General features: G+C 70.6%; 18 protein-coding genes and 1 tRNA gene. 6 read left to right on the forward strand and 13 right to left on the reverse strand.

What is annotated here, in order from left to right; genetic code table 11:
- The first annotated feature begins 310 nt into the window (after window positions 1–310).
- Window positions 311–1,714, forward strand: coding sequence for a maltokinase (locus tag ACFVW8_RS25105; RefSeq protein WP_389693658.1), 1,404 nt, complete (start codon window positions 311–313; stop codon window positions 1,712–1,714).
- Between the two features lie 91 nt (window positions 1,715–1,805).
- Window positions 1,806–4,271, forward strand: a complete 2,466-nt coding sequence (glgB, locus tag ACFVW8_RS25110) for a 1,4-alpha-glucan branching enzyme (RefSeq protein WP_389693660.1) — start codon at window positions 1,806–1,808, stop codon at window positions 4,269–4,271.
- A gap of 74 nt (window positions 4,272–4,345) precedes the next feature.
- On the opposite strand, the gene ACFVW8_RS25115 is transcribed toward glgB, so the two are convergent.
- From ACFVW8_RS25115 to ACFVW8_RS25130, 4 genes are all read right to left on the reverse strand, one after another.
- Window positions 4,346–5,635, reverse strand: coding sequence for a haloacid dehalogenase-like hydrolase (locus tag ACFVW8_RS25115; protein ID WP_389693662.1), 1,290 nt, complete (start codon window positions 5,633–5,635; stop codon window positions 4,346–4,348).
- Between the two features lie 134 nt (window positions 5,636–5,769).
- A complete protein-coding gene (gene trxA / locus ACFVW8_RS25120; RefSeq protein ID WP_389693664.1) occupies window positions 5,770–6,114 on the reverse strand; it encodes a thioredoxin in 345 nt (114 codons plus the stop codon).
- Window positions 6,111–6,527, reverse strand: coding sequence for a MerR family transcriptional regulator (locus tag ACFVW8_RS25125; protein ID WP_389693666.1), 417 nt, complete (start codon window positions 6,525–6,527; stop codon window positions 6,111–6,113). Before ACFVW8_RS25125 ends, trxA begins: the two co-directional genes overlap by 4 nt.
- A 123-nt stretch (window positions 6,528–6,650) precedes the next feature.
- Window positions 6,651–8,015 (reverse strand): cation:dicarboxylate symporter family transporter, encoded by a 1,365-nt coding sequence (locus ACFVW8_RS25130; protein WP_389693668.1) that lies wholly within the window; start codon window positions 8,013–8,015, stop codon window positions 6,651–6,653.
- A 130-nt stretch (window positions 8,016–8,145) separates the two neighbouring features.
- Here ACFVW8_RS25130 and ACFVW8_RS25135 point away from each other — a divergent pair, with 130 nt between their 5' ends.
- From ACFVW8_RS25135 to ACFVW8_RS25145, 3 genes are all read left to right on the forward strand, one after another.
- Complete coding sequence (locus tag ACFVW8_RS25135) at window positions 8,146–9,834, forward strand: ATP-binding protein (protein WP_389693670.1); 1,689 nt, start codon at window positions 8,146–8,148, stop codon at window positions 9,832–9,834.
- 5 nt (window positions 9,835–9,839) lie between these two features.
- Entirely contained in the window at window positions 9,840–10,514 is a 675-nt protein-coding gene (locus ACFVW8_RS25140) for a response regulator (protein ID WP_389693703.1), read from the forward strand.
- A 196-nt stretch (window positions 10,515–10,710) separates the two neighbouring features.
- On the forward strand, window positions 10,711–11,334 hold the full coding sequence (locus tag ACFVW8_RS25145) for an XRE family transcriptional regulator (protein WP_389693705.1): 624 nt from the start codon (window positions 10,711–10,713) through the stop codon (window positions 11,332–11,334).
- A gap of 132 nt (window positions 11,335–11,466) precedes the next feature.
- Here the strand turns inward: ACFVW8_RS25145 and ACFVW8_RS25150 are convergent, their stop codons facing one another.
- The 3 genes from ACFVW8_RS25150 to ACFVW8_RS25160 all read right to left on the reverse strand — a co-directional run bounded on the left by ACFVW8_RS25150 (window position 11,467) and on the right by ACFVW8_RS25160 (window position 15,079).
- Entirely contained in the window at window positions 11,467–13,140 is a 1,674-nt protein-coding gene (locus tag ACFVW8_RS25150; RefSeq protein ID WP_389693707.1) for an FG-GAP repeat domain-containing protein, read from the reverse strand.
- A gap of 281 nt (window positions 13,141–13,421) precedes the next feature.
- The gene (locus ACFVW8_RS25155) at window positions 13,422–14,108 is read right to left on the reverse strand and encodes a TetR family transcriptional regulator (RefSeq protein WP_389693672.1); all 687 of its coding nucleotides are present in this window, start codon (window positions 14,106–14,108) and stop codon (window positions 13,422–13,424) included.
- A complete protein-coding gene (locus ACFVW8_RS25160) occupies window positions 14,105–15,079 on the reverse strand; it encodes an acyl-CoA desaturase (protein WP_389693674.1) in 975 nt (324 codons plus the stop codon). The genes ACFVW8_RS25155 and ACFVW8_RS25160 overlap by 4 nt, the downstream gene beginning before the upstream one ends.
- A 343-nt stretch (window positions 15,080–15,422) precedes the next feature.
- On the opposite strand from ACFVW8_RS25160, the gene ppc reads away from it, so the two are divergent.
- A complete protein-coding gene (ppc, locus tag ACFVW8_RS25165) occupies window positions 15,423–18,152 on the forward strand; it encodes a phosphoenolpyruvate carboxylase (protein ID WP_389693676.1) in 2,730 nt (909 codons plus the stop codon).
- A 53-nt stretch (window positions 18,153–18,205) separates the two neighbouring features.
- On the opposite strand, the gene ACFVW8_RS25170 is transcribed toward ppc, so the two are convergent.
- The 6 genes from ACFVW8_RS25170 to ACFVW8_RS25195 all read right to left on the reverse strand — a co-directional run bounded on the left by ACFVW8_RS25170 (window position 18,206) and on the right by ACFVW8_RS25195 (window position 23,012).
- Window positions 18,206–18,688: a hypothetical protein gene (locus ACFVW8_RS25170; RefSeq protein WP_389693678.1), complete on the reverse strand. Its 483-nt coding sequence runs from the start codon at window positions 18,686–18,688 to the stop codon at window positions 18,206–18,208.
- A gap of 110 nt (window positions 18,689–18,798) precedes the next feature.
- Window positions 18,799–19,392, reverse strand: a complete 594-nt coding sequence (gene pth, locus ACFVW8_RS25175) for an aminoacyl-tRNA hydrolase (protein ID WP_389693680.1) — start codon at window positions 19,390–19,392, stop codon at window positions 18,799–18,801.
- A 125-nt stretch (window positions 19,393–19,517) separates the two neighbouring features.
- Window positions 19,518–20,105 (reverse strand): 50S ribosomal protein L25/general stress protein Ctc, encoded by a 588-nt coding sequence (locus tag ACFVW8_RS25180; RefSeq protein ID WP_389693682.1) that lies wholly within the window; start codon window positions 20,103–20,105, stop codon window positions 19,518–19,520.
- 183 nt (window positions 20,106–20,288) lie between these two features.
- Complete coding sequence (locus tag ACFVW8_RS25185) at window positions 20,289–21,263, reverse strand: ribose-phosphate diphosphokinase (protein ID WP_024490433.1); 975 nt, start codon at window positions 21,261–21,263, stop codon at window positions 20,289–20,291.
- Window positions 21,264–21,383: 120 nt separating this feature from the next.
- Window positions 21,384–22,832, reverse strand: coding sequence for a bifunctional UDP-N-acetylglucosamine diphosphorylase/glucosamine-1-phosphate N-acetyltransferase GlmU (glmU, locus tag ACFVW8_RS25190; RefSeq protein ID WP_389693684.1), 1,449 nt, complete (start codon window positions 22,830–22,832; stop codon window positions 21,384–21,386).
- A gap of 108 nt (window positions 22,833–22,940) precedes the next feature.
- Window positions 22,941–23,012, reverse strand: a tRNA-Gln gene (locus tag ACFVW8_RS25195).
- Window positions 23,013–23,171: the final 159 nt, after the last annotated feature.

Raw genomic sequence — 23,171 nt, forward strand, 5'->3', positions numbered from 1 at the left:
CCATACTTGCTTAATCTGGCCTCACCGGGTTTATAGTGGTCCCCCATCCTAATGCCCGCGCCCGCCGCCTTCCGGTTTGCGGCGCAAAGGGCCCGGGGGGGGGGGTTTCCCGCCGCCCCCCACGGGGCACTCTCCCCCCATATCGAACGCTTCGGGACCCTTCCTGGATCCTCCTGGCGTTTCGTTCCCTTCGAGTCGAGTCCGTACGGACCATCCTGACCCGACACGTCCCGCACAGCCGGACAGCCAATGCCGCAATCCGGGACACTCTTCGCATCCTGTGGTGTGCCCGGGGAAAGGACGCGATGCCATGTCGGAGGCTGCATCCGCTCAGGTCACCCTGGCGAACAGCACAGCTCTGCTCCCGTCTCTCGGACCGCTGCTGCATGAATGGCTGCCCCGGCAGCGGTGGTTCGCCGGCAAGGGGCGGGCCATCACCGCCTTCTCGCTCGTGTCGGCGACCGAAATACTGCCGGTGGAGAACTCCGCCGGCCGCACCGCCGGCGCCGGCCCGGGGCTCCTGCATCTGCTGGTCCGGGTCCACCAGCCCACCATGCCCGCCCAGCCACCCATCGACTGCTACCAGTTGCTGCTCGGCGTACGCCCCACGCTGCCGGCCCGGCTGGCGCCCTCCCTCATCGGGCATGTGACGAAGGGTCCGCTCGCCGGGCTGTCCGTCTACGACGGGCTGTACGACCCGCGCCTCGCCGCGCTGCTGCTGGAGCGGCTGCGTACCCCCGGCACTCTCGGCACCCTCAGGTTCGGCCGGGGCGCCGACCCGATCCCCGACGGTCTCGCCCCCCGGGTGCTGGACACCGAGCAGTCCAACTCCTCGCTCGTCTACGGCAACGCCTACATCCTCAAGATCTTCCGCCGGGTGTTCCCGGGCACCAACCCCGATCTGGAACTGCCGCTCGCGCTCTCCGGCGAGGGATGCGGGCGCGTCCCGGCCCCCGTCGCCTGGTTCGAGTCCACCGCGCCCGAGCACCTCACCCTCGGGGTGCTGCAGCCGTTCCTGCGCGGCGCCCAGGACGGCTGGCAGCTCGCGCTGGGCGCACTCGCGGCGGGCCGCGACTTCGGACCCGAGGCCCGTGCGCTGGGCCGCGCCACCGCCGAGGTGCACACCGCCCTCGCCGCGGCGCTGCCCACTCCCGCCCTGCGCCGCGCGCAGACCGACGAGCTGGCCGCCGGCATGCTGCAGCGGCTGGAGGCGGCCGCCCACGCGGTGCCGGAGCTGGTGCCGTACGTCCCCGGGCTGCGTGCCGCGTTCGACGCGGTGACGGCACTGGGCCACCGGGGCGGCGGCTGGGCGGCCCAGCGGGTGCACGGCGATCTCCATCTCGGCCAGACCCTGCGCGGGACCGACGGTTTCTGGTCGCTGATCGACTTCGAGGGCGAACCGGCCCGCCCGCTCCCGGAGCGCCGCAGCCCGCAGCCACCGGTGCGCGACATCGCCGGGATGCTCCGCTCCTTCGACTACGCGGCCCGCTCGCACCGGCCCTGGAACGCCGGCTGGGCGGCCCGCTGCCGGTCCGCCTACTGCGACGGATACGCGGAGACCGCGGGCATCGACCCCCGCAGCGAACCGGAGCTGCTGCGGGCGCACGAGACGGACAAGGCGGTGTACGAGGTGCTGTACGAGGCACGGCACCGGCCCGACTGGCTGCCGGTCCCGATGGCCGCGATCCACCGCCTGGCCGCCGCAGCCGAGTGACACCCGCCGCCGGGCGGCCCGGCCCGCACCCGGCTCCGGCGCCCCACCTCTCCCGCCCCACCCCGCCCACACCCCCGAGGAGGCTGTCCCTGTGACCGCCCGCAAGCCGTCCCGCAACGCGCCCGATCCCGCTCCGTCCACCCCCGAAGCCGCTCTCTCCGCGGCGCCCGCCGAGCATGCCGACGCCCCCTCCGCAGGCCCGGCGACCGGGACCCTCGCACCGGTGGAAGCCGGGGCGGCATCCGCCGAGCCGGTCACGGTCCCGGTCACCGCCTCCGCCTCCGCCTCCGCGCCCGCGCCCGCCAAGCGGGCGAAGCGCGCCGCCGGACCGCCGCGGCCCCGCCGGGCCGGCGCAGGCCAGGGGGTACGCCCCGCCCGCGCCCTGGACGACGGGGACCGGGGCCGGCTCCTGGCCGGCGAACACCACGCACCGCACGACCTGCTCGGCGCGCACCAGATCCGCGGCGGGGTCGCCTTCCGGGTGCTGCGCCCCTTCGCACGGTCCGTCACCGTGCTGGCCAAGGGGCTCCGGGCCCAGCTGCACGACGACGGCGACGGCTTCTTCTCCGGTCTGCTGCCGATGCCGGCGGTTCCCGAGTACCAGTTGCTGGTCGCCTACGAGGACAACGAGATCGAGGTGCAGGACCCGTACCGCTTCCTGCCGGCGCTCGGCGATCTCGATCTGCACCTGATCGGCGAGGGCCGGCACGAGGAGCTGTGGACCGCGCTGGGTGCCCGGACGATGGAGCACCAGGGCGTCACCGGCACCCGGTTCACCGTCTGGGCCCCCAACGCCCGCGGGGTGCGCGTCGCAGGTGACTTCAACTACTGGGACGGCACCGGCTTCCCGATGCGTTCGCTCGGCTCGACCGGGGTGTGGGAGCTGTTCCTGCCCGCGATCGGCGAGGGTGCGCTGTACAAGTTCGACATCTGCCGCCCGGACGGCACGCACACGCTGCGCGCCGACCCGATGGCCCGGCGCGCCGAGGTCCCGCCCTCCAACGCCTCGGTCGTGACGGCCGCCCATCACGTCTGGCAGGACCAGGAGTGGATGGCCCGCCGCGGTGACGTCCCGGTGCACGAGGCCCCGCTGTCCGTCTACGAGGTGCATCTGCCTTCCTGGCGCCCGGGTCTCACCTACCGTCAGCTCTCCGAGCAGCTCCCCGCGTACGTACGGGATCTGGGGTTCACGCATGTGGAGCTGATGCCGGTCTCCGAGCACCCATTCGGCGGCTCCTGGGGCTATCAGGTCACCGGCTTCTTCGCGCCGACCTCGCGGATGGGCACACCGGACGACTTCCGCTTCCTGGTCGACGCGCTGCACCGGGCCGGGATCGGGGTCATCGTCGACTGGGTGCCCGCACACTTCCCGCGCGACGCGTGGGCGCTCGCCGAGTTCGACGGCCGGCCGCTGTACGAGCCCTCGGACCCGCAGCGCGCCGCGCATCCGGACTGGGGCACGCTCGAATTCGACTTCGGCCGCACCGAGGTGCGCAACTTCCTCGTCTCCAACGCCACTTACTGGTGCGAGGAGTTCCACATCGACGGGCTGCGGGTGGACGCCGTCGCCTCGATGCTCTACCTCGACTACTCGCGCGAGGAGGGCGAGTGGTCCCCGAACGAGCACGGCGGCCGGGAGAACCTGGACGCGGTCGCCTTCCTCCAGGAGATGAACGCGACGGTGTACCGGCGCAACCCCGGCGTCGTCACCATCGCCGAGGAGTCCACCGCCTGGGACGGCGTCACCCGCGCCACCCACCATGTCGGCCCCGGCGGCTTCGGCGGGCTCGGTTTCGGCCTGAAGTGGAACATGGGCTGGATGCACGACTCGCTGGAGTACGTGTCGAAGGAGCCGGTGCACCGCAAGTACCACCACAACGAGATGACCTTCTCGATGGTGTACGCGTACAGCGAGAACTACGTGCTGCCGATCTCGCACGACGAGGTCGTGCACGGCAAGCGGTCACTGGTCAGCAAGATGCCCGGCGACTGGTGGCAGCAGCGCGCCAACCACCGTGCCTATCTCGGCTTCATGTGGGCCCACCCCGGGAAGAAGCTCCTCTTCATGGGGCAGGAGTTCGCCCAGGGGGCGGAGTGGTCGGAGGGCCACGGCCCGGACTGGTGGCTGCTCGATCCGTCGTACGCGGCGGAGAGCGACCACCGCGGCGTACGCACCCTGGTCAGCGATCTGAACACGGTGTACGGGGCGACGCCCTCGCTCTGGCAGCGCGACACCGTTCCGGAGGGGTTCGCCTGGGTGGAGGGGGACGCCGCCGAGGACAACGTCTTCGCGTTCGTCCGGTACGACACGGACGGATCGCCCCTGATCGCCGTCTGCCACTTCTCCCCGGTGGTGCGGCACGACTACCGCATCGGGGTGCCGGACGGACCGGCGGCCTGGGCAGAGGTCCTGAACACGGACGCGGCACGGTACGGGGGCGGCGACGTACGCAACGAGGAGCCCCTGAAGCCGGAGGCGGTGGCGGCGCACGGCAGGGACACCAGCGTCACGCTGACGCTCCCGCCGCTCGCGACGATGTGGCTGCGGCCCGCCTGACGGGGCACTCGTGCCGCGGCGGCCCCGGGTCGCTTCCCGGGGCCGCCGCGGCGTCTTCCCTGCTCGGTCCCGCGTCAGTACACCGTGTCCTGCTGGTCCGGTACGACGCTGCCGTCGCCACGCCGCACGGGGCCGAAGCCGCCGTCGGGCTCGGTGTAGGCGGCGGTCGCGCAGGGGTAGGCCGCGGTCCTGCGCGGCAGCGGCTCGATGAACATGGGGTTCACGACCCAGCGTCCGTCCGCGTTGTCGTAGGCGCGGCACATCACCTCGTTCTTGTTGCGGTTGAGCACGAGGTGCGCGCCCGTGGCATCACCGACGAAGGTCACGTCGGTGTCGGCATCACCGCCGCCGAGCGTGATCCGACGGTCCGGGGCCTGCTGGTTCCAGGCGGCCCGGCCCTTGATCCCGTAGATCTCCTGGTTGATCCAGCAACGCTTGCCGTCGATGTACGGGATGGCCTCGCCCTCGGTGACGCCCGTCCCGCCGCAGCCTTCGTTGCTGGTCGTGATGCGGCCCTTGCGGTCGAGTACGGAGCGGATGGCGACAGTGTGCGCGCGGTCGATTCCGATGCCGCGCGACCAGACCTCGGTGACCGGCTCGGAACCCGCCGAGACGATCCAGACGTCGAACCCGGCCTTCTGGAGCGTGCGGACGAGGTCGCGTTGCTGCTCGTAGTACCGGACGTAGGCGGGGAGGACATGGGTGCCGACGGTGCGGGTCGCACCGACCGGCGCGGCGAGTGCCTCCCTGCGGGCGGCCTCCGTGTACGCGCGCAGTTCGGGGACGGTGTGTCCGACGAACAGCTGGGGTACCCAGGCGTACTGCGGAACGGTGCGCCGGTGGTTCCACTTCCCCGCGAAGGCGGCCTCGCCGCTCATCGTGCTGCCGTCCTCACGGATCTGGAGGATCTCGTCGGCGCAGCGGGCGTTGGTGGAGGTGGGCAGGGGCGCTCCCACCCCGACGTCGGTGCCGCAGGCCTCGGTGAGGGCCTGGTCCGCGGTGTCCGTCAGCCACTTGCTGGTGTCCTTCCAGCGGGCGGGCCGAAGGATCTTGTCGTGCCGCAGGGACCAGCTGATGGTCGCGTCGGTGACGTCGTTCTTGGTGATGGTGTTGTCCCAGTCGAACGCCGCGACCGGGCGTGGGCCGCCCTTGCCGTGGCAGGTGCCGCGCTCGTCGATCACGCGCTGCAGCTGGGCTCGGTTGTCGCCGTACCAGGGGAGTTCGTCGGAGAGTTGAGGGCAGCGAGCCGTCGGCGTCACGGACACGCGATCGGCCGGGGCGGCGGCCACGGGGCCGGCTGCGGCCGCGACCGCGAACGCGGCGGTCAGTGCTGAGGTCCACGCGAGAACAAGTCGGGTGCGCATGCGAGTGGACCGTACATCAACGTCTCCGCGATGTTGAGGGGGCGCGCGCCACTCCGTGCCCGTACCGGACGGGGCGTGACGCACCGTCGGACAGCCCGGGCAGCGCTGTCCGGCGGTCTGTGCGGGGCCGGGCCTCAGACGGCCGCCGGGAGCACCTCTTCGAGCTCCTGGAGCAGCCGGCGCTTCGGCCGGGCGCCGACCATCGACTTCACGGGCTCGCCCGAGCGGAACACCATCAGGGTCGGCATCGACAGCACCGCGTAGCGGCCGGTGATCTCCGGGTTGTGGTCCACGTCGATCTGCACCACCTTGAGCCGGCCGGCCTGCTCGCCGGCGACGGCGCTGAGCACCGGGGCGAGCCGGCGGCACGGTCCGCACCAGTCTGCGGTGAACTCGACGAGGACGGGAAGCCCGGCCCCCAGTACCTCCGCGTCGAAGGTCTCGTCGGTGACCTCGGCCACGCCTTCCGCCTGGATCATGTGTCGTCCTCCCAGTTCAGTTCACATCGTGGTTCGGGGCCGCCGGGCAGCTCGGCGGATGCCTCCAGCTCGGCGCGGGCCAGCTGGGCGCCCACCTCCGTGCGGACCGACCGCAGCTGGCCGATGAGCGCGTCCAGCTCGCCGAGCTTGCGCCGGTAGACGGCCAGTGACGCCGGACAGGAGTCACCGGCCGGATGGCCGGCGCGCAGGCAGTCGACGAAGGGCCGGGTCTCCTCCAGGTCGAACCCGAAGTCCTGCAGGGTCCGGATCTGCCGGAGCAGCCGCAGGTCGCCCTCGTCGTACGTGCGGTACCCGTTCTCCGCCCGCCGTGTCGGCAGCAGACCGCGTGACTCGTAGTAGCGCAGGGTCCGCGTCGTCGTTCCGGCCCGCTCGGCCAGCTCCCCGATTCGCATGGAACGACCGTAGGCCTTGACGCCGACGTCAGGGCAAGGGCGGCGGGGCGAGGACGGCCGGCGGGCGGACACACGCCGGGCCGGTACGGAGACTCCGTACCGGCCCGGCGTGCATGGGGGCGTTTACGCCTTCGTGAGCGAGGGCTGTTCGTCGCCGCCGTCCCTGGCCTCGGGGACGTGCGGCGGCTCGGCGGGGCCCTCGTCCGAGAGCATCGTCTCGTCGAACGGCAGCGCCCCGGAGAGGACCTGGTCGACCTTCTCCCGGTCGATCTCCTTGGTCCAGGTGCCGACCAGGACCGTGGCGACCGCGTTGCCCGCGAAGTTCGTCAGGGCGCGGGCCTCGCTCATGAAACGGTCGATGCCGACGATCAAACCGACGCCGTCCACCAGCTCGGGGCGGTGCGACTGGAGGCCGCCCGCGAGGGTGGCGAGACCGGCGCCGGTGACGCCCGCGGCCCCCTTGGAGGCGATCACCATGAAGACCAGCAGCGAGATCTGCTCGCTGATGCTCAGCGGGTCACCCGTCGCGTTGGCGATGAAGAGCGAGGACATCGTGAGGTAGATCGCGGTGCCGTCGAGGTTGAAGGAGTAGCCGGTCGGCACGGTGATGCCGACGACGGGCTTGCTGACGCCCAGGTGCTCCATCTTCGCGATCAGCCTCGGCAGGGCCGATTCGGACGAGGAGGTGGAGAGGATGAGCAGGAACTCCCGGCCCAGGTACTTCAGCAGGGAGAAGATGTTGAGCCCGGCCACCAGGCGCAGGATCGCGCCCAGGATCAGGAACACGAAGAGTCCGCAGGTGATGTAGAAGCCGACCATGATGACCGCGAGGGACTTCAGCGCGTCCACGCCGGTCTCGCCGACCACCGCGGCCATGGCGCCGAAAGCGCCGACCGGGGCCAGCCACATGATCATGGCGAGGATGCGGAAGACGAGGCGCTGGAGGTGGCCGATGCCGCGCAGGACCGGCTCGCCGGCCGATCCCAGGGCCTGGAGTGCGAAGCCCGCGAGCAGGGCGATGAGCAGGGTCTGCAGGACCTCGCCCGAGGTGAAGGACGACACCATGGTGTCGGGGATGATGCCGAGCAGGAAGTCCGCGGTGGACTCGCTGTCCCCCGCCTGCGCCTCACCCGCGGCGCGGGTCGCCTCGGTGATGTGGAGGCTGGAGCCGGGCTCCAGGATGTTGCCGACGACCAGGCCGATGGCCAGGGCGACGGTAGACATCACCAGGAAGTAGCCGAGGGCCAGACCCCCGACGGCGCCGACCTTGGCGGCCTTGCGTACGGAGCCGACCCCCAGCACGATCGTGCAGAAGATGATCGGCGAGATCATCATCTTGATGAGATTGACGAAGCCGGTTCCGATCGGCTTGAGCTCAACAGCGGCGTCCGGGGCGACGAGGCCCACCAGGATGCCGAGCCCCACCGCCACGATCACGGCGAGATACAGATACTTCGTACGGTCCCGTTTGGCGGCGGCCACTGCCACGAGGGTCTCCTCGGCTCATCTTTGTCCCTCCCCCGTCCCTGGGGGCCCGGGCGACTATTCCGCTCCTTGTGACGCCGGTCACCCTTACGTGCATTTCGTTCATATGTTTTCGGCCAGGCAGACTGTGAGCATGCGTCTCCCCCGTGCCCGTCCGCGCAGCCTGGCCGGACAGCTCTTCGCCATGCAGGTGGTGCTGGTGGCGGCCGTCGTGGCGGGGTGCGCCTTCTTCGCGTACGCCTCCGGCAGGTCGCAGGCCCGGGAGACGGCGACCCGGCAGGCCAGATCAGTGGCCCTGACGGTGGCCGATTCACCATCCGTACGGGAGGCGATCCGCACCCCGGACCCGTCGGCCGCCCTCCAGCCGTACGCGGAAGCGGCCCGCAAGCACACCGGGGTCGCCTTCGTCACCATCATGGATCCGCACCGGGTCCGCTGGACGCACCCGACCACCGGCCTGATCGGTGAGACCTTCCTCGGGCACACGGCACGGGCGCTGCGCGGCGAGACGTTCTCGGAGACGTACACCGGCACGCTCGGCCCCTCGATCCGGGTCGTCACACCGGTCCGGGACCACGGCAGGATCGTCGGCCTGGTCAGTGCGGGCATCACGGTCGACCGGGTCTCCACCCAGGTGCGGGAGCAGCTGCGCGCGCTGGCGCTCGCGGCGGGTGCGGCCCTGGCGCTCGGCGGCATCGGCACCTATGTGATCAACGCCCGGCTCCGGCGGCACACCCACGGGATGAACGCCGCCGAGCTGAGCCGGCTGCACGACTACCACGAGGCCACGCTGCACGCGGTGCGCGAGGGGCTGCTGATGCTCGACGGGCAGCGCAGGATCGCCCTGATCAACGACGCGGGCCGGGAGCTGCTGGGGCTCGCTCCGGGTACGGTCGGGCGCCGGATCGGCGAACTCGATCTGCCGGCACCGCTGACCGGGGCGCTGCTCGCCTCCGAGGAGCGGGTCGACGAGGTCCATCTGACGGCGGACCGGGTGATCGTGGTCAACACCCGTCCGGTGGTGGGCGGGGAGCGGCGCGGCACCGTTGTGACCTTGCGCGACCATACGGAACTCCAGGCACTGTCCGGCGAGTTGGACTCGGAGCGGGGGTTCACCCAGGCGCTGCGCTCGCAGGCCCATGAGGCGGCGAACCGGCTGCACACCGTGGTGTCCCTGATCGAGCTGGACCGGGCCGAGGAGGCGGTGGGCTTCGCCACGGCGGAGCTGGAGCTGGCCCAGGCGCTGACCGACCGCGTCGTCGGCGCGGTCGCCGAACCGGTGCTGGCGGCCCTGCTGCTGGGCAAGGCGGCACAGGCTAACGAGCGGGGGGTGGAGCTGGTGCTGGCCGACGACAGCCTGATCGAGGACGGGGAGCTGCCCACGACGCTGCCGCAGCGCGATCTGGTGACCATCCTCGGCAATCTGATCGACAACGCGGTGGACGCGGCGTCGGAGGCGCTGACCGGCCCGCCGGGTGCGGGCTCCGCGGACGGCTCCGTGCCCGCGCAGCGCACACCGTCGCCGCCCCGTCCCGCGCGCGCCCGGGTCACCGTCACGGCACTCGCCGGGGACGGTGAACTGCTGCTGCGGGTCGCCGACAACGGCACGGGCGTCGACCCGGCCGATGCCGCCGAGGTGTTCCGGCGTGGCTGGTCGACGCACGGGGCGGGCCGCGGAATCGGCCTGGCGCTGGTGCAGCAGGCCGCACACCGCAACGGCGGGGCGGTCGCGCTGGAGCGGGGGCCGGACGGCGGCGCGGAGTTCACCGTGCGGCTGCCGCTGCCCGACGGCAGCGGCGCACGGAAGGGGAGAACCACGTGAACGCGGTGATCAGGGTGCTGGTCGTCGAGGACGATCCGGTCGCCGCCGACGCCCACCGGCTGTACGTGGACCGCGTCCCTGGATTCGAGGTCGCCGCGGTCGCGCACTCGCGCGCCGAGGCGGTACGGGCGCTGGAGCGCACTCCGGTCGATCTGCTGCTCCTGGACCTGTATCTGCCCGACGGACACGGTCTGCACCTGCTGCGCTCGCTGCGGGCCGCCGGGCACACGGCCGATGTGATCGCGGTGACCTCGGCCCGCGATCTGGCCGTGGTCCGGGAGGGGGTGTCGCTCGGGGTCGTCCAGTACGTGCTGAAGCCCTTCACCTTCGCCACCCTGCGCGACCGGCTCGTCCGCTACGCCGAGTTCCGCGCGACGGCCGGTGAGGCGAGCGGCCAGGACGAGGTCGACCGCGCGCTCGCCACCCTCCGCTCCCCGCAGCCCGCGCGGCTGCCCAAGGGTCTGAGCGGTCCGACACTGGAGGCGGTGACCCGGGTGCTGCGAGCGGCCCCGGACGGTGTGACGGCGGCCGCGGCCGGCCTCGACCTCGGTATCTCCCGCATCACCGCGCGCCGCTACCTGGAGCATCTGGTGACGGCGGGCCGTGCGGTGCGCAGTCCGCAGTACGGACAGATCGGACGCCCGGAGCTGCACTACCGATGGGTGGCCGAGGCCCGCTGACCGGGCCTCGGGAGCGGTCCGGAGCGCCGGTCCGGGCACGCGGCCGTCCGGCTTGCGGACTAGGAGTTTCCTCTGAGCCGACATCTCGGTCGAACACACCGTAGTCAGACCGCCTCCGGCCTCTTACGGTAGGGCCGTGCACCCCACCCCGCCTTTCAACGCCCCCGCCGCGCGCAGACTGCGCGAGGCCCTGGGGATGGCTCCCGGCCATGTCGCCTACGGCCTCGGCGCCCAGTACGGACTCCGGATCAGCGCCGAGACCGTGGCCGCCTGGGAGCGTGGGCTCGAACTGCCGACCGAGTACGAACTCACCGCGCTGGCCGGGGTGCTGTGGTGCGCCCCCGGTGAACTCCTGACCGCGGCCCGGACCCTGCGCGAGCACCGGGTCGCCCGGGAGCTGGCGCCCGACGAGCTGGCGGGGCTGCTGGGCATGGCCACGTCCGCGTATCTGCGGATGGAGGAGTCCGGGCGGTGGCGGGGCAACGAGCGCCAGTCCGCGGCCCTCACCGAGGCGCTGGGGCTGACGGCCGCAGGCTTCGTGACGGCGACCGGGCGGGACGAGGAGCTGGCCGAGCTGCTGCGCAGCGCGGTGACGACGCGCTGGCAGGCGTATGTGCGGCCGGTGGCGAAGCTGGTGCCGGTGGACCGGCGGCTGCTCCAGGGCGTCCTGGAACAGCTGCACTCCGACTACCAGGCGCTGATGGTGTCCACGCTGAGCTGGAGCAGTACGGGGACGGAGCGGGAGGGCGCGACGGGTGACGAGGGCCGGGCGTTCCTGGCGCGGATCGTGGACCGGTTCTGGGAGACGGCGGAGGGCTGAGGCCCTCCCGGACGCGCCTCACTGGGACGGGCGGGGGGGGGGGGGGGGCGGGCGCGCCCCCCCGCCGCGCGGGCGGGGCCGGGCCCCCCCCGCCGGTTCGGTCAGTACCGGACGGGCCTTCAGGACACGCGCCTAGTACAGGTTGTTGTAGATGTCCCAGCCGTAGCCGATCTTCACGCGCTTGGCGATCTTCCCGGTGCCGGTGGACGTGTAGCGGTACAGATCGCCCTTGCCGTCGACGCCGAGCAGATCGGCCTTGCCGTCACCGTTGATGTCGCCCGGTGCGGCGAACTGCTTGTAGGTGTTGTAGCCGGTGCCGATCCTGACGCGTGCCTTGAACGGCTTGGTGGCGCTGCCCGTGCCCTTGTACAGGTACAGGTTGCCCTTGGTGTCGCGGGCCACCATGTCGGCGAGGCCGTCGCCGCTGAGGTCGCCTGCGCCGACGATCTTGTTGTACGTGTTGTACCCGTAGCCGACCTTGAGCTTGGCGGCGAAGCCGCCCGAGTTGTTGCCCCGGTAGAGGTACAGGTCGCCGGCCTTGGTGCGGGCGATCAGGTCGCCCTTGCCGTCGCCGCTCAGATCGCCGGGGCCGACGAGGGTGTTGTAGACACCCCAGCCGCTGCCGACGGTCGCGCCCTCGTTGTAGAGGGTGCCGTTGTACGTCTCCAGCAGGTTGGCGTTGCCGTCGTTGGTGAGCGACGACGGGAAGCTGATGTTCGAACCCGCGAAGCCGCCGCTGTCGCTGACCTGCTGGCGGGTGCTGAGCTTGCCGTTGTTCAGCGCGTAGTACCAGTAGAGCGTGCCGCCCTTGGTGCGCGCCATCAGCTCGTTCTTGCCGAAGTCCGGGTTGCCGCCCTGGCCGACGAAGAGCGACGAGTAGTTCCAGTTGGTGTCGAGCTGGAAGCGCTTGCCGAGCGTGCCGTCCCCGGCGGAGTCGTACCCGTACAGCGTGCCGCCCGGCGTGCGGGCCATCAGGTCGGCCAGCCCGTCGCCGGTGGCGTCGTCGGTCGCGATGATCTGGTTGTACGTGTCGTAGCCGTAACCGACCTTGACACGGGCCTTGTACGGCGACGCGGCGTTTCCGGTGCCCGCGTAGTAGTACAGGTCGCCGGCGGTGGTACGGGCGTAGATGTCGCCGATCCCGTCACCGTTGACGTCGTCCGCGCCGACGATCTGGTCGTAGGAGGTCCAGCCGTAGCCCACCTTGACGCCCGCCTTGAACGGTGCGCCGGTGACGTTGCCGGTGGCCGCGTACAGGTAGATGTCGCCGGACGGCGTACGGGCGATCAGGTCGCCCCGGCCGTCGCCGGTCAGGTCGCCGGCGGCGACGACCTTGTTGTACTTCTGCCAGCCGGCGCCGGACCAGTCGGCGTAGCCGGAGGTGGACCCGCCCAGGAGCTGGTGGATCGCGAGCGTGCCCGTCGCCGACAGGGTGAGCAGCTCGGGGCTGCCGTCGCCGTTCAGGTCTCCCGGCGTGATGACGTCCTTGAGCCGCTCGTTCTGGTCACCGGGGTTCACGGTGAACTCGTACGAGCCCGTCCCGTTCGTCGGAACGAGGTAGTAGTGACCGTCGACCCCGCGGTACAGCGTGTCGGTGTAGCTGTCCCCGTCCACGTCGAAACGCGGCTTGGCGGGGACGGCCGCGGCCTTCGCGCCCTCGGCTGCCGCCGCCGGCGACTTCTTCTTCGCCGGACGCTTCGGCAGCGTCGGCGTGGGCTGTGCGTCGGCGGCGGGGACGCGGGGCTGGACAGTGCGGTGCGGCGCGGGCGCCGCGTCATCGGCCGAGGCCGGAGCGGCCAGCAGCATGCCGGCCGAGAGAACGAGCGCGGTGCAGGCAGCGATCCGCCGCGCGCGCTGTGAGCGCGCGGGAACGGCACGGCCGGGTTCCACAGAAGACAAAGCCCCCCCCAGGGGTGAAAGGTGGAACCGGGAGAAACATCTTCACAGGTGCATCACATGCAGGGTGAAGTGTTCCCGGAATGGTCACAGACTCTACAACTGTGATCCCCGGGGCTGAAGTGGTTTAGCAGTGGATCAATGTCTCGGCTTGGACACGCCACGGCCCCGTTCCCCCGGCCGCCACCTGCTCAGTTCTTGCGGTGGCCTATCAGCCGCGGCTTCGACTCCAGGTTCTCCAGACCGTGCCACGCGAGGTTCACCAGATGCGCCGCCACCTCGGCCTTCTTCGGCTTGCGGGCATTCACCCACCACTGGCCGGTCAGCGCCACCATGCCGACCAGCGCCTGGGCGTACAGCGGCGCCAGCTTCGGGTCGAAACCCCGGGCCTTGAACTCCCGGCCCAGGATGTCCTCCACCTGCGTGGCGATATCGCTGATGAGGGAGGCGAACGTGCCGGTCGACTGAGCGACCGGCGAGTCACGCACCAGGATGCGGAAACCGTCCGTATACGTCTCGATGTAGTCCAGCAGCGCGAACGCCGCCTGTTCCAGCAGCTCACGCGGGTGACCGGCGGTCAGCGCCGTGTTCACCATCTCCAGGAGCTGACGCATCTCCCGGTCCACCACGACGGCGTACAGCCCCTCCTTGCCGCCGAAGTGCTCGTAGACCACCGGCTTGGAGACCCCGGCACGCGCCGCGATCTCCTCCACCGATGTGCCCTCGAACCCCTTGTCGGCGAAGAGCGTGCGACCGATGTCCAGCAGTTGCTCGCGGCGTTCCTTCCCGGTCATCCGCACCCGCCGGGCTCGCCGGGTGGAGGGTGCACGGGTGTTCTCGCTGCTTGTGCTTCCGTCGGTCGCCACGTCGTCAATCATGCCGCGTCGGCCTCCGCCGGGTGGCGCCGGGACTCGATACGGGCGGCGTCGGGCCAGCGCACGTCGGTCGCCCAGCCCAGCTGCTCGAACCAGCGGATCAGCCGGGCACTCGAATCGATCTGCCCCTTCATCACGCCGTGCCGCGCACTCGTCGGGTCGGCGTGATGAAGGTTGTGCCAGGACTCACCGCACGACAGAACCGCCAGCCACCACACGTTCCCCGATTTGTCCCGGGACCTGAACGGACGCTTGCCCACCGCGTGGCAGATGGAGTTGATCGACCAGGTCACATGGTGCAGCAGCGCGACCCGGACCAGGGAGCCCCAGAAGAACGCCGTCGCCGCACCCCACCACGACATCGTGACCAGACCGCCGACCAGCGGCGGGATCGCCAGCGAGAGAATCGTGAAGGACAGGAAGTGCCGGGAGATCCCGCGGATCGCGGGGTCCCGGACCAGGTCGGGGGCGTACTTCTGCTGCGGCGTCCGCTCCTCGTCGAACATCCAGGCGATGTGCGCCCACCACAGCCCCTTCATCAGGGCCGGCAGCGTCTCGCCGAAACGCCACGGCGAGTGCGGGTCGCCCTCGGCGTCCGAGTAGCGGTGGTGCTTGCGGTGATCGGCCACCCAGCGCACCAGGGGACCCTCCACGGCGAGCGAACCGGCCACGGCCAAGGCGATACGGAGCGGACGCTTCGCCTTGAACGAGCCATGGGTGAAGTAGCGGTGGAAGCCGATCGTGATGCCGTGGCAGCCGATGAAATACATGGCCACCATCAGACCCAGATCGAGCCAGCTGACACCGCGGCCCCAGGCCAGCGGCACCGCCGCGACCAGGGCCACGAACGGCACGACGATGAACAGCAGAAGAGCGATCTGCTCGATGGAACGCTTGTTGTCCCCGCCGAGCGTGGCGGAGGGAGGACCGTCGGCCGCCGGAGCGGCCTCGATCACGTCGGGGCTGGTCTTCATGGGGAGTCCCCTGTGGGGTGAGACGCAACGGACAGACGGGGGCTACGCATGCGTAACCTACGGCGTCGTAAGTATGGCAGCGCGGAGGCCCGCCACAAGAGGGAGCAGCCGACCGGGCGCAGAGTGGCGGCATCCGGGGTAGGGGCAGAAGGCGTACCCCTGGGGGACCCGTCTTGAAGTGCGGACACCTTTCGGGGCGCGAACAGCACCGAAAGCACGGACACCTATCCTGGAGAGGTCGGACAGCGCGGTCCGCACTCTGCTTTCCCGGGGGTGGCGTGGCACCCGCTGCCAGCCGAGGGCCCCGGATCCCGTGCTCAACCACTGCAAGGAGCCGCACACTGTGAGCAGTGCCGACCAGACCCCTGCCGCCAGCCCCGAGCTGCGCGCCGACATCCGCCGCCTCGGCGACCTCCTGGGCGAGGCCCTCGTCCGCCAGGAGGGCCAGGAACTCCTCGACCTCGTCGAGCGGGTCCGCGCCCTGACCCGCACCGACGGTGAGGCCGCGGCCGAACTTCTCGGCGACACGGACCTGGAGACCGCCGCGCAGCTCGTGCGCGCCTTCTCCACCTACTTCCACCTCGCCAACGTGACCGAGCAGGTCCACCGCGCCCACGAGATGCGCGACCGGCGTGCCGCCGAGGGCGGGCTCCTCGCCCGCACCGCCGACCGGCTCAAGGACGCCGACCCGGAGCACCTGCGGGCCACCGTCAAGAACCTGAACGTACGGCCCGTCTTCACCGCGCACCCCACCGAGGCCGCGCGGCGCTCCGTACTGAACAAGCTCCGCCGCATCGCCGCACTCCTGGAGACGCCGGTCATCGAGGCCGACCGGCGCCGCCAGGACATCCGGCTCGCCGAGAACATCGACCTCATCTGGCAGACCGACGAGCTCCGCGTGGTCCGCCCGGAGCCCGCAGACGAGGCCCGCAACGCCATCTACTACCTCGACGAGCTCCACGCCAACGCGGTGGGCGACGTCCTGGAGGACCTGGCCGCGGAGCTGGAGCGCGTCGGCGTCGAACTCCCCGCCGGCACCCGCCCCCTCACCTTCGGCACCTGGATCGGCGGCGACCGCGACGGCAACCCCAACGTGACGCCCGCCGTCACCTGGGAAGTGCTGATCCTCCAGCACGAGCACGGCATCACCGACGCCCTCGAACTCGTCGACCAGCTGCGCGGACTGCTCTCCAACTCCATCCGCTACACCGGAGCCACCGACGAGCTCCTCGCCTCCCTCCAGTCCGACCTGGAGGCGCTCCCGGAGATCAGCCCCCGCTACAAGCGGCTGAACGCGGAGGAGCCCTACCGGCTCAAGGCCACCTGCATCCGCCAGAAGCTCGTCAACACCCGCGAGCGCCTCGCCTCCGGCACCCCGCACCGCCCCGGCTGCGACTACCTCGGCACCGCCCAGCTCATCGCCGACCTGGCCCTCATCCAGACCTCGCTGCGCAAGCACAAGGGCGGCATCGTCGCCGACGGCCGGATGGACCGCACCATCCGTACGCTCGCCGCGTTCGGCCTGCAGCTCGCCACCATGGACGTACGCGAGCACGCCGACGCCCACCACCACGCGCTGGGCCAGCTCTTCGACCGCCTCGGCGAGGAGTCCTGGCGCTACGCCGACATGCCCCGCGACTACCGGCAGAAGCTCCTCGCCAAGGAACTCCGCTCCCGTCGCCCGCTCGCCCCGACCCCGGCCCCGCTGGACGCCGCGGGCGAGAAGACCCTCGGCGTCTTCCACACCATCAGCCAGGCCTTCGAGCGCTTCGGCCCCGAAGTCATCGAGTCCTACATCATCTCGATGTGCCAGGGCGCCGACGACGTCTTCGCCGCCGCCGTACTCGCCCGCGAAGCAGGCCTCCTGGACCTGCACGGCGGCTGGGCCAAGATCGGCATCGTCCCGCTCCTGGAGACCACCGACGAGCTCAAGGCCGCCGACGTCATCCTCGACGAGATGCTCGCCGACCCCTCCTACCGCCGCCTCGTCTCACTCCGCGGCGACGTCCAGGAGGTCATGCTCGGCTACTCCGACTCCTCCAAGTTCGGCGGCATCACCACCTCCCAGTGGGAGATCCACCGCGCCCAGCGCCGGCTCCGCGACGTCGCCCACCGCTACGGCGTACGGCTGCGTCTCTTCCACGGCCGCGGCGGCACCGTCGGCCGCGGCGGCGGCCCCTCGCACGACGCGATCCTCGCGCAGCCGTGGGGCACGCTGGAGGGCGAGATCAAGGTGACCGAGCAGGGCGAGGTCATCTCCGACAAGTACCTCATCCCGGCGCTCGCCCGGGAGAACCTGGAGCTGACCGTCGCGGCCACCCTCCAGGCCTCCGCGCTGCACACCGCACCCCGCCAGTCCGACGAGGCGCTGGCCCGCTGGGACGCGGCCATGGACACCGTCTCCGACGCCGCGCACGCCGCGTACCGCAAGCTGGTCGAGGACCCGGACCTGCCGACGTACTTCCTCGCCTCCACCCCGGTGGACCAGCTCGCCGACCTGCACCTGGGCTCGCGGCCCTCCCGCCGCCCCGGCTCGGGCGTCTCGCTCGACGGCCTGCGCGCCATCCCGTGGGTCTTCGGCTGGACCCAGTCGCGGCAGATCGTGCCCGGCTGGTACGGCGTCGGCTCCGGCCTCAAGGCCCTGCGCGAGGCCGGTCTGGACACCGTCCTGGAAGAGATGCACGAGCAGTGGCACTTCTTCCAGAACTTCCTCTCGAACGTCGAGATGACCCTGGCCAAGACCGACCTGCGCATCGCCCGGCACTACGTCGACACGCTCGTCCCCGACGAGCTCAAGCACGTCTTCGACGCCATCGAGGCCGAGCACGCGCTGACCGTGAAGGAAGTCCTCAAGGTCACCGGCAACACCGAACTGCTCGGCACCAGCCCGGTGCTCCAGCAGACCTTCGCCATCCGCGACGCCTACCTGGACCCGATCTCCTACCTCCAGGTGTCCCTGCTGGCCCGCCAGCGCCAGGCGGCCGAACGCGGCGAGGAAGCCGACCCGCTGCTCGCCCGCGCCCTGCTGCTCACCGTCAACGGTGTCGCGGCCGGACTGCGCAACACCGGCTGATCAACGCCGGCTGATCAACCCAGGCTGATCAACACGGTCGCGGGCGGGGCCCCTCACAGGGCGATGAACGTCGCCACGAGCAGGACCCCGCCCGCGATCCCGGTGCCCCAAGCGGTCCGGGTCAGCCGCAGACCGCCGCCGATCACCAGCGCCGCAAGGATCAGCGCACCGCCCAACGGCATCCACGCATGCAGGAAACCCGGCGTCCCCGTCCGCACGACCTCGAACGTGCCCGGCTTCACGACCACGGGGAACCGGTCCCCCTTCTTCGCCGCCACGGACTTCTCGACCGACACCCGGGAGCGCCCCGAGCCACCGTCGGACGGCGTGTACGGCCCCGTGCAGACCTCGCTGCCGCACCCGGTGACCGTCATCGTGCCGTGCTCACGGCCCTTGGCCAGCACGATGTGATGCGCGTCGTCCCACGAGGACAGCGCACCCGCGACGAGCAGCAACAGGACGACACAGCCCAGCGCGGCGGTACGGCCGAACTGCAGGGCACGTCGGGAGGAGTTGCGGGAGGAGCTGCGCTTCATGGGGGCCGATACTTGGCCAGCGCCCCGCACCCGGTCAAGCTGTGGCTGAAAACAGCCCAGTTACCGGAGGGTATGTCGGAATTCGTCGCAGGATTCCCTGCCGCCACGACTCAGGAGTTGTACGCGCTCTGCGCGCGCTCCAGACCCTCCGCCAACAGGCACTCCACCGAATCCGCCGCCCGGTCCACCAGGAAGGCCAGCTCCTTGCGCTCCGTGGACGAGAAGTCCTTCAGCACGAAGTCGGCAACCTGCATCCGGCCCGGCGGACGCCCGATCCCGAACCGGATCCGGTGGTACTCCGGCCCCATCGACTTCGTCATCGACTTCAGGCCGTTGTGGCCGTTGTCGCCGCCGCCCAGCTTCAGCCGCAGCGCCCCGTAATCGATGTCCAGCTCGTCATGGATCGCCACGACATGGTCGAGCGGCACCTTGTAGAAATCGCGCAGCGCCGTCACGGGACCGCCCGACAGGTTCATGTACGACATCGGCTTCGCCACCACCACCCGGCGGCTCAGCGGCCCCGGCGGACCGATCCGGCCCTCCAGCACCTGCGCCTGGGCCTTCGGCGCCCGCTTGAACTTCCCGCCGATCCGCTCCGCGAGCAGGTCGGCGACCATGAAGCCGACGTTGTGCCGGTTCGCCGCGTACTCGGGTCCGGGATTGCCCAGGCCCACGATCAGCCAGGGGTCGGTGGCATCGGACATCGCGCTGAGGTCTCCTCGCGTACGGACGGACGGACGGCGTGCGGCGGGTGGCAGACAGGCAAAACGGGGCGGCGGTCCCCGTCAGGAGATCCGCCACCCCGTCAGTCAAGCAGGTGCGACGAGGCTCAGGCCTCGGCGCCCTCGCTCTCGGCGCCCTCGGCGGTCGGCTCCTCGGCCTGCGCGGCGACGATCTGGAGCACGACGGCGTCCTCGTCACCGGCCAGCACGGAACCCGCGGGCAGCGGGATGTTCTTGGCGAGGATCGAGTCGCCGGCGTCCAGGCCCGCGATGGAGACCGTGACGGACTCCGGGATGTGGGTGGCCTCGGCCTCGACGAGCAGGGTGTTCTGCACGTACTCCAGCAGGTTGCCGCCCGGGGCCAGGTCGCCCTCGACGTGCACCGCGATCTCGACCTCGACCTTTTCGCCGCGCGTCACGGTCAGCAGGTCGACGTGCTCGATGTTGCCCTTGATGGCGTTGCGCTGCACGGCCTTCGGGATGACCAGCGCGTCCTTGCCGTCGATCTCGAGACCGATCAGGACGTTGGCCGTACGGAGCGCGAGCTGCAGCTCGTGGGCCGGCAGCGTGATGTGGACCGCTTCGGCGCCGTGGCCGTAGACGACCGCGGGAACCAGGTTGGCGCGACGGGTACGGCGGGCAGCGCCCTTGCCGAACTCGGAACGGACCGCGGCGTTGAGCTTGATCTCGGCCATGACTGCACTCCTCGTAAGGTGACAAAACTGTGAAAGGTCACCCGGCCCACGACAGGCCTGCTACGAAGAGCGCGTCGATAACGGACCGCCGTACCTATGAGTACGGCCTCCCTCGCCGAGCAACTCGCTGAGTCTACCCGGCGGGGAGGCCGCACCCAAAGTGGATCTTTGCGCCTACTGCTTCTACTGCTCCTCGAAGAGGCTCGTGACCGAGCCGTCCTCGAAGACCTCGCGCACCGCACGCGCGATCGTCGGCGCGATCGAGAGGACCGTGATCTTGTCGAGCTCCAGCTCACCCGGCGTCGGCAGGGTGTCCGTGAAGACGAACTCGCTGACCTTCGAGTTCTTCAGCCGGTCGGCGGCCGGACCCGAGAGCACACCATGCGTCGCCGTCACTATGACGTCCTCGGCACCGTGCGCGAACAGGGCGTCGGCGGCGGCACAGATCGTGCCACCCGTGTCGATCATGTCGTCGACCAGGACACAGACCCGGCCCTCGACGTTACCCACGACCTCGTGGACGCTGACCTGGTTCGGCACGTCCTTGTCACGGCGCTTGTGCACGATCGCCAGCGGCGCGTCCAGCCGGTCGCACCAGCGGTCCGCGACCCGGACGCGTCCGGCGTCCGGCGACACGATCGTCAGCTTCGAGCGGTCGACCTTCGCACCGACGTAGTCGGCGAGGATCGGCAGCGCGAAGAGGTGGTCCACCGGACCGTCGAAGAAGCCCTGGATCTGGTCGGTGTGCAGATCCACCGTGAGGATGCGGTCCGCACCCGCCGTCTTCATCAGGTCCGCGATCAGACGGGCCGAGATCGGCTCGCGGCCACGGTGCTTCTTGTCCTGGCGGGCGTAGCCGTAGAACGGCACGATCACCGTGATCGATCGGGCCGACGCGCGCTTCAGCGCGTCCAGCATGATCAGCTGCTCCATGATCCACTTGTTGATCGGAGCCGTGTGGCTCTGGATCAGGAAGCAGTCGGCGCCGCGGGCGGACTCCTGGAAACGGACGTAGATCTCACCGTTGGCGAAATCGAAGGCCTTCGTCGGCACGAGGCCCACACCCAGTTGGTGTGCAACCTCCTCGGCCAGCTCGGGGTGGGCGCGGCCGGAGAAGAACATCAGTTTCTTCTCGCCGGTCGTCTTGATCCCGGTCACAGCACAGTCTCCTCAGACGTGTTCCTGGCGCTGCACGCAGATGTCCCGATGTGCAACGAGCCAGCCGAAATGGGGTGAGCATCTATCACGGTACGCCGTGCGCGACGCACCTGATTCCGGTCAGCTTTCGCTGGAGGTGCCCTCCGCCGAGGCCTGAGCCGCCTGCGCGGCGGCACTTCCCGGACGCTTCCTGGCCACCCAACCCTCGATATTCCTTTGCTGGCCACGGGCCACGGCCAGCGAACCGGACGGCACGTCCTTGGTGATGACCGAGCCGGCCGCGGTGTAGACGCCGTCCCCGACCGTGACGGGAGCCACAAACATATTGTCCGACCCGGTACGGCAGTGCGAGCCGATCGTCGTGTGGTGCTTGTTCACGCCGTCGTAGTTCACGAAGACGCTGGCGGCACCGATATTGGTGTGATCGCCGATCGTCGCGTCGCCGACGTAGGACAGATGCGGGACCTTCGTCCCCTCGCCGATCGTGGCGTTCTTCATCTCCACGTACGTACCGGCCTTGGCCTTCGCGCCCAGCCGCGTGCCCGGCCGCAGATAGGCGAACGGGCCCACGGTGGCGCCCGGGCCGACCTCGGCCTCCTGCGCGACGGTGTTGTCCACCCGCGCACCCGCGTGCACGACGGTGTCCGTCAGCCGCGAGTTCGGCCCGACCTCGGCGTCCTCCGCGAGGTGCGTCGTGCCGAGCAGCTGCGTACCCGGGTGCACGATCGCGTCCCGCTCGTACGTCACGGTGACGTCGATCAGCGTCGATGCGGGGTCGACCACGGTCACCCCGGCGGTCATCGCCCGCTCCAGCAGCCGCTGGTTCAGCAGTCGTCGGGCCTCGGCGAGCTGCACCCGGTTGTTGATCCCGAGGATCTCCCGGTGGTCCCCGGCGACCGAGGCGCCGACCCGGTGACCCGCCTCGCGCAGGATCGACAGCACGTCGGTGAGGTACTCCTCGCCCTGGCTGTTGTCCGTACGCACCTTGCCGAGCGCGTCCGTGAGGAGCTGCCCGTCGAACGCGAACACCCCGGAGTTGATCTCCCGGATCGCACGCTGTGCTTCGGTGGCGTCCTTGTGCTCGACGATCTCGGTGACCGCTCCGGTCGCCGGGTCGCGGACGATCCGGCCGTAGCCGGTGGAGTCGGGGACCTCGGCGCTGAGCACGGTGACGGCGTTGGCGTCGGCGGTGTGCGTGGCGGCGAGCGCGGCGAGCGTCTCGCCGGAGAGTAGCGGGGTGTCGCCGCAGACGACGATCACGGTGCCCCCGACGGTCCCGCCCAGCTCGTCGAGCCCGACGCGCACCGCGTTTCCGGTGCCCTTCTGCTCGGCCTGGTAGGCGGTGCGCACCTGGGCGTCCGCGGCGGTGAGATGGGCGGTGACCTGCTCGCTCGCGTGGCCGACGACCACGACGAGGTGCTGCGGGTCCAGCTCGCGGGAGGCCGCGACGACATGTCCGACGAGCGAGCGCCCGGAGATCTCGTGCAGAACCTTGGGGGTCTTCGACTTCATGCGGGTGCCCTCACCCGCTGCGAGGACGACGACGGCTGCCGGGCGTTCGGAGCTCACGGATATGCCCTTCGGCTTCGGGTGGTGGACATCCGCAGGATACCGGGGGGTGATGAGGCGGACATGAGTGCGGGCCCCGACCGGTTCGGTCGGGGCCCGCAGTAAGGGCTCCCCCACCAGGACTTGAACCCGGACAAATAGCACCAAAAGCTACTGTGCTGCCAATTACACCATGGGGGAACGATCCGACTGAGCCGGACATTTGGGTCGGCTTGCCGGATCGGCACCCAACACTATGCCGTACCAAGCGCCTTCTACGCGACGGTAAAGCTCGGCGCACTTGGTCACGTGGATGGACACGTGGATGGCGAGGCAGCCGCGACAGGCGCTACCGGTGTT

It is taken from the genome of Streptomyces sp. NPDC058221 (genome assembly GCF_042882365.1).
Taxonomy (GTDB): Bacteria; Actinomycetota; Actinomycetes; order Streptomycetales; family Streptomycetaceae; genus Streptomyces.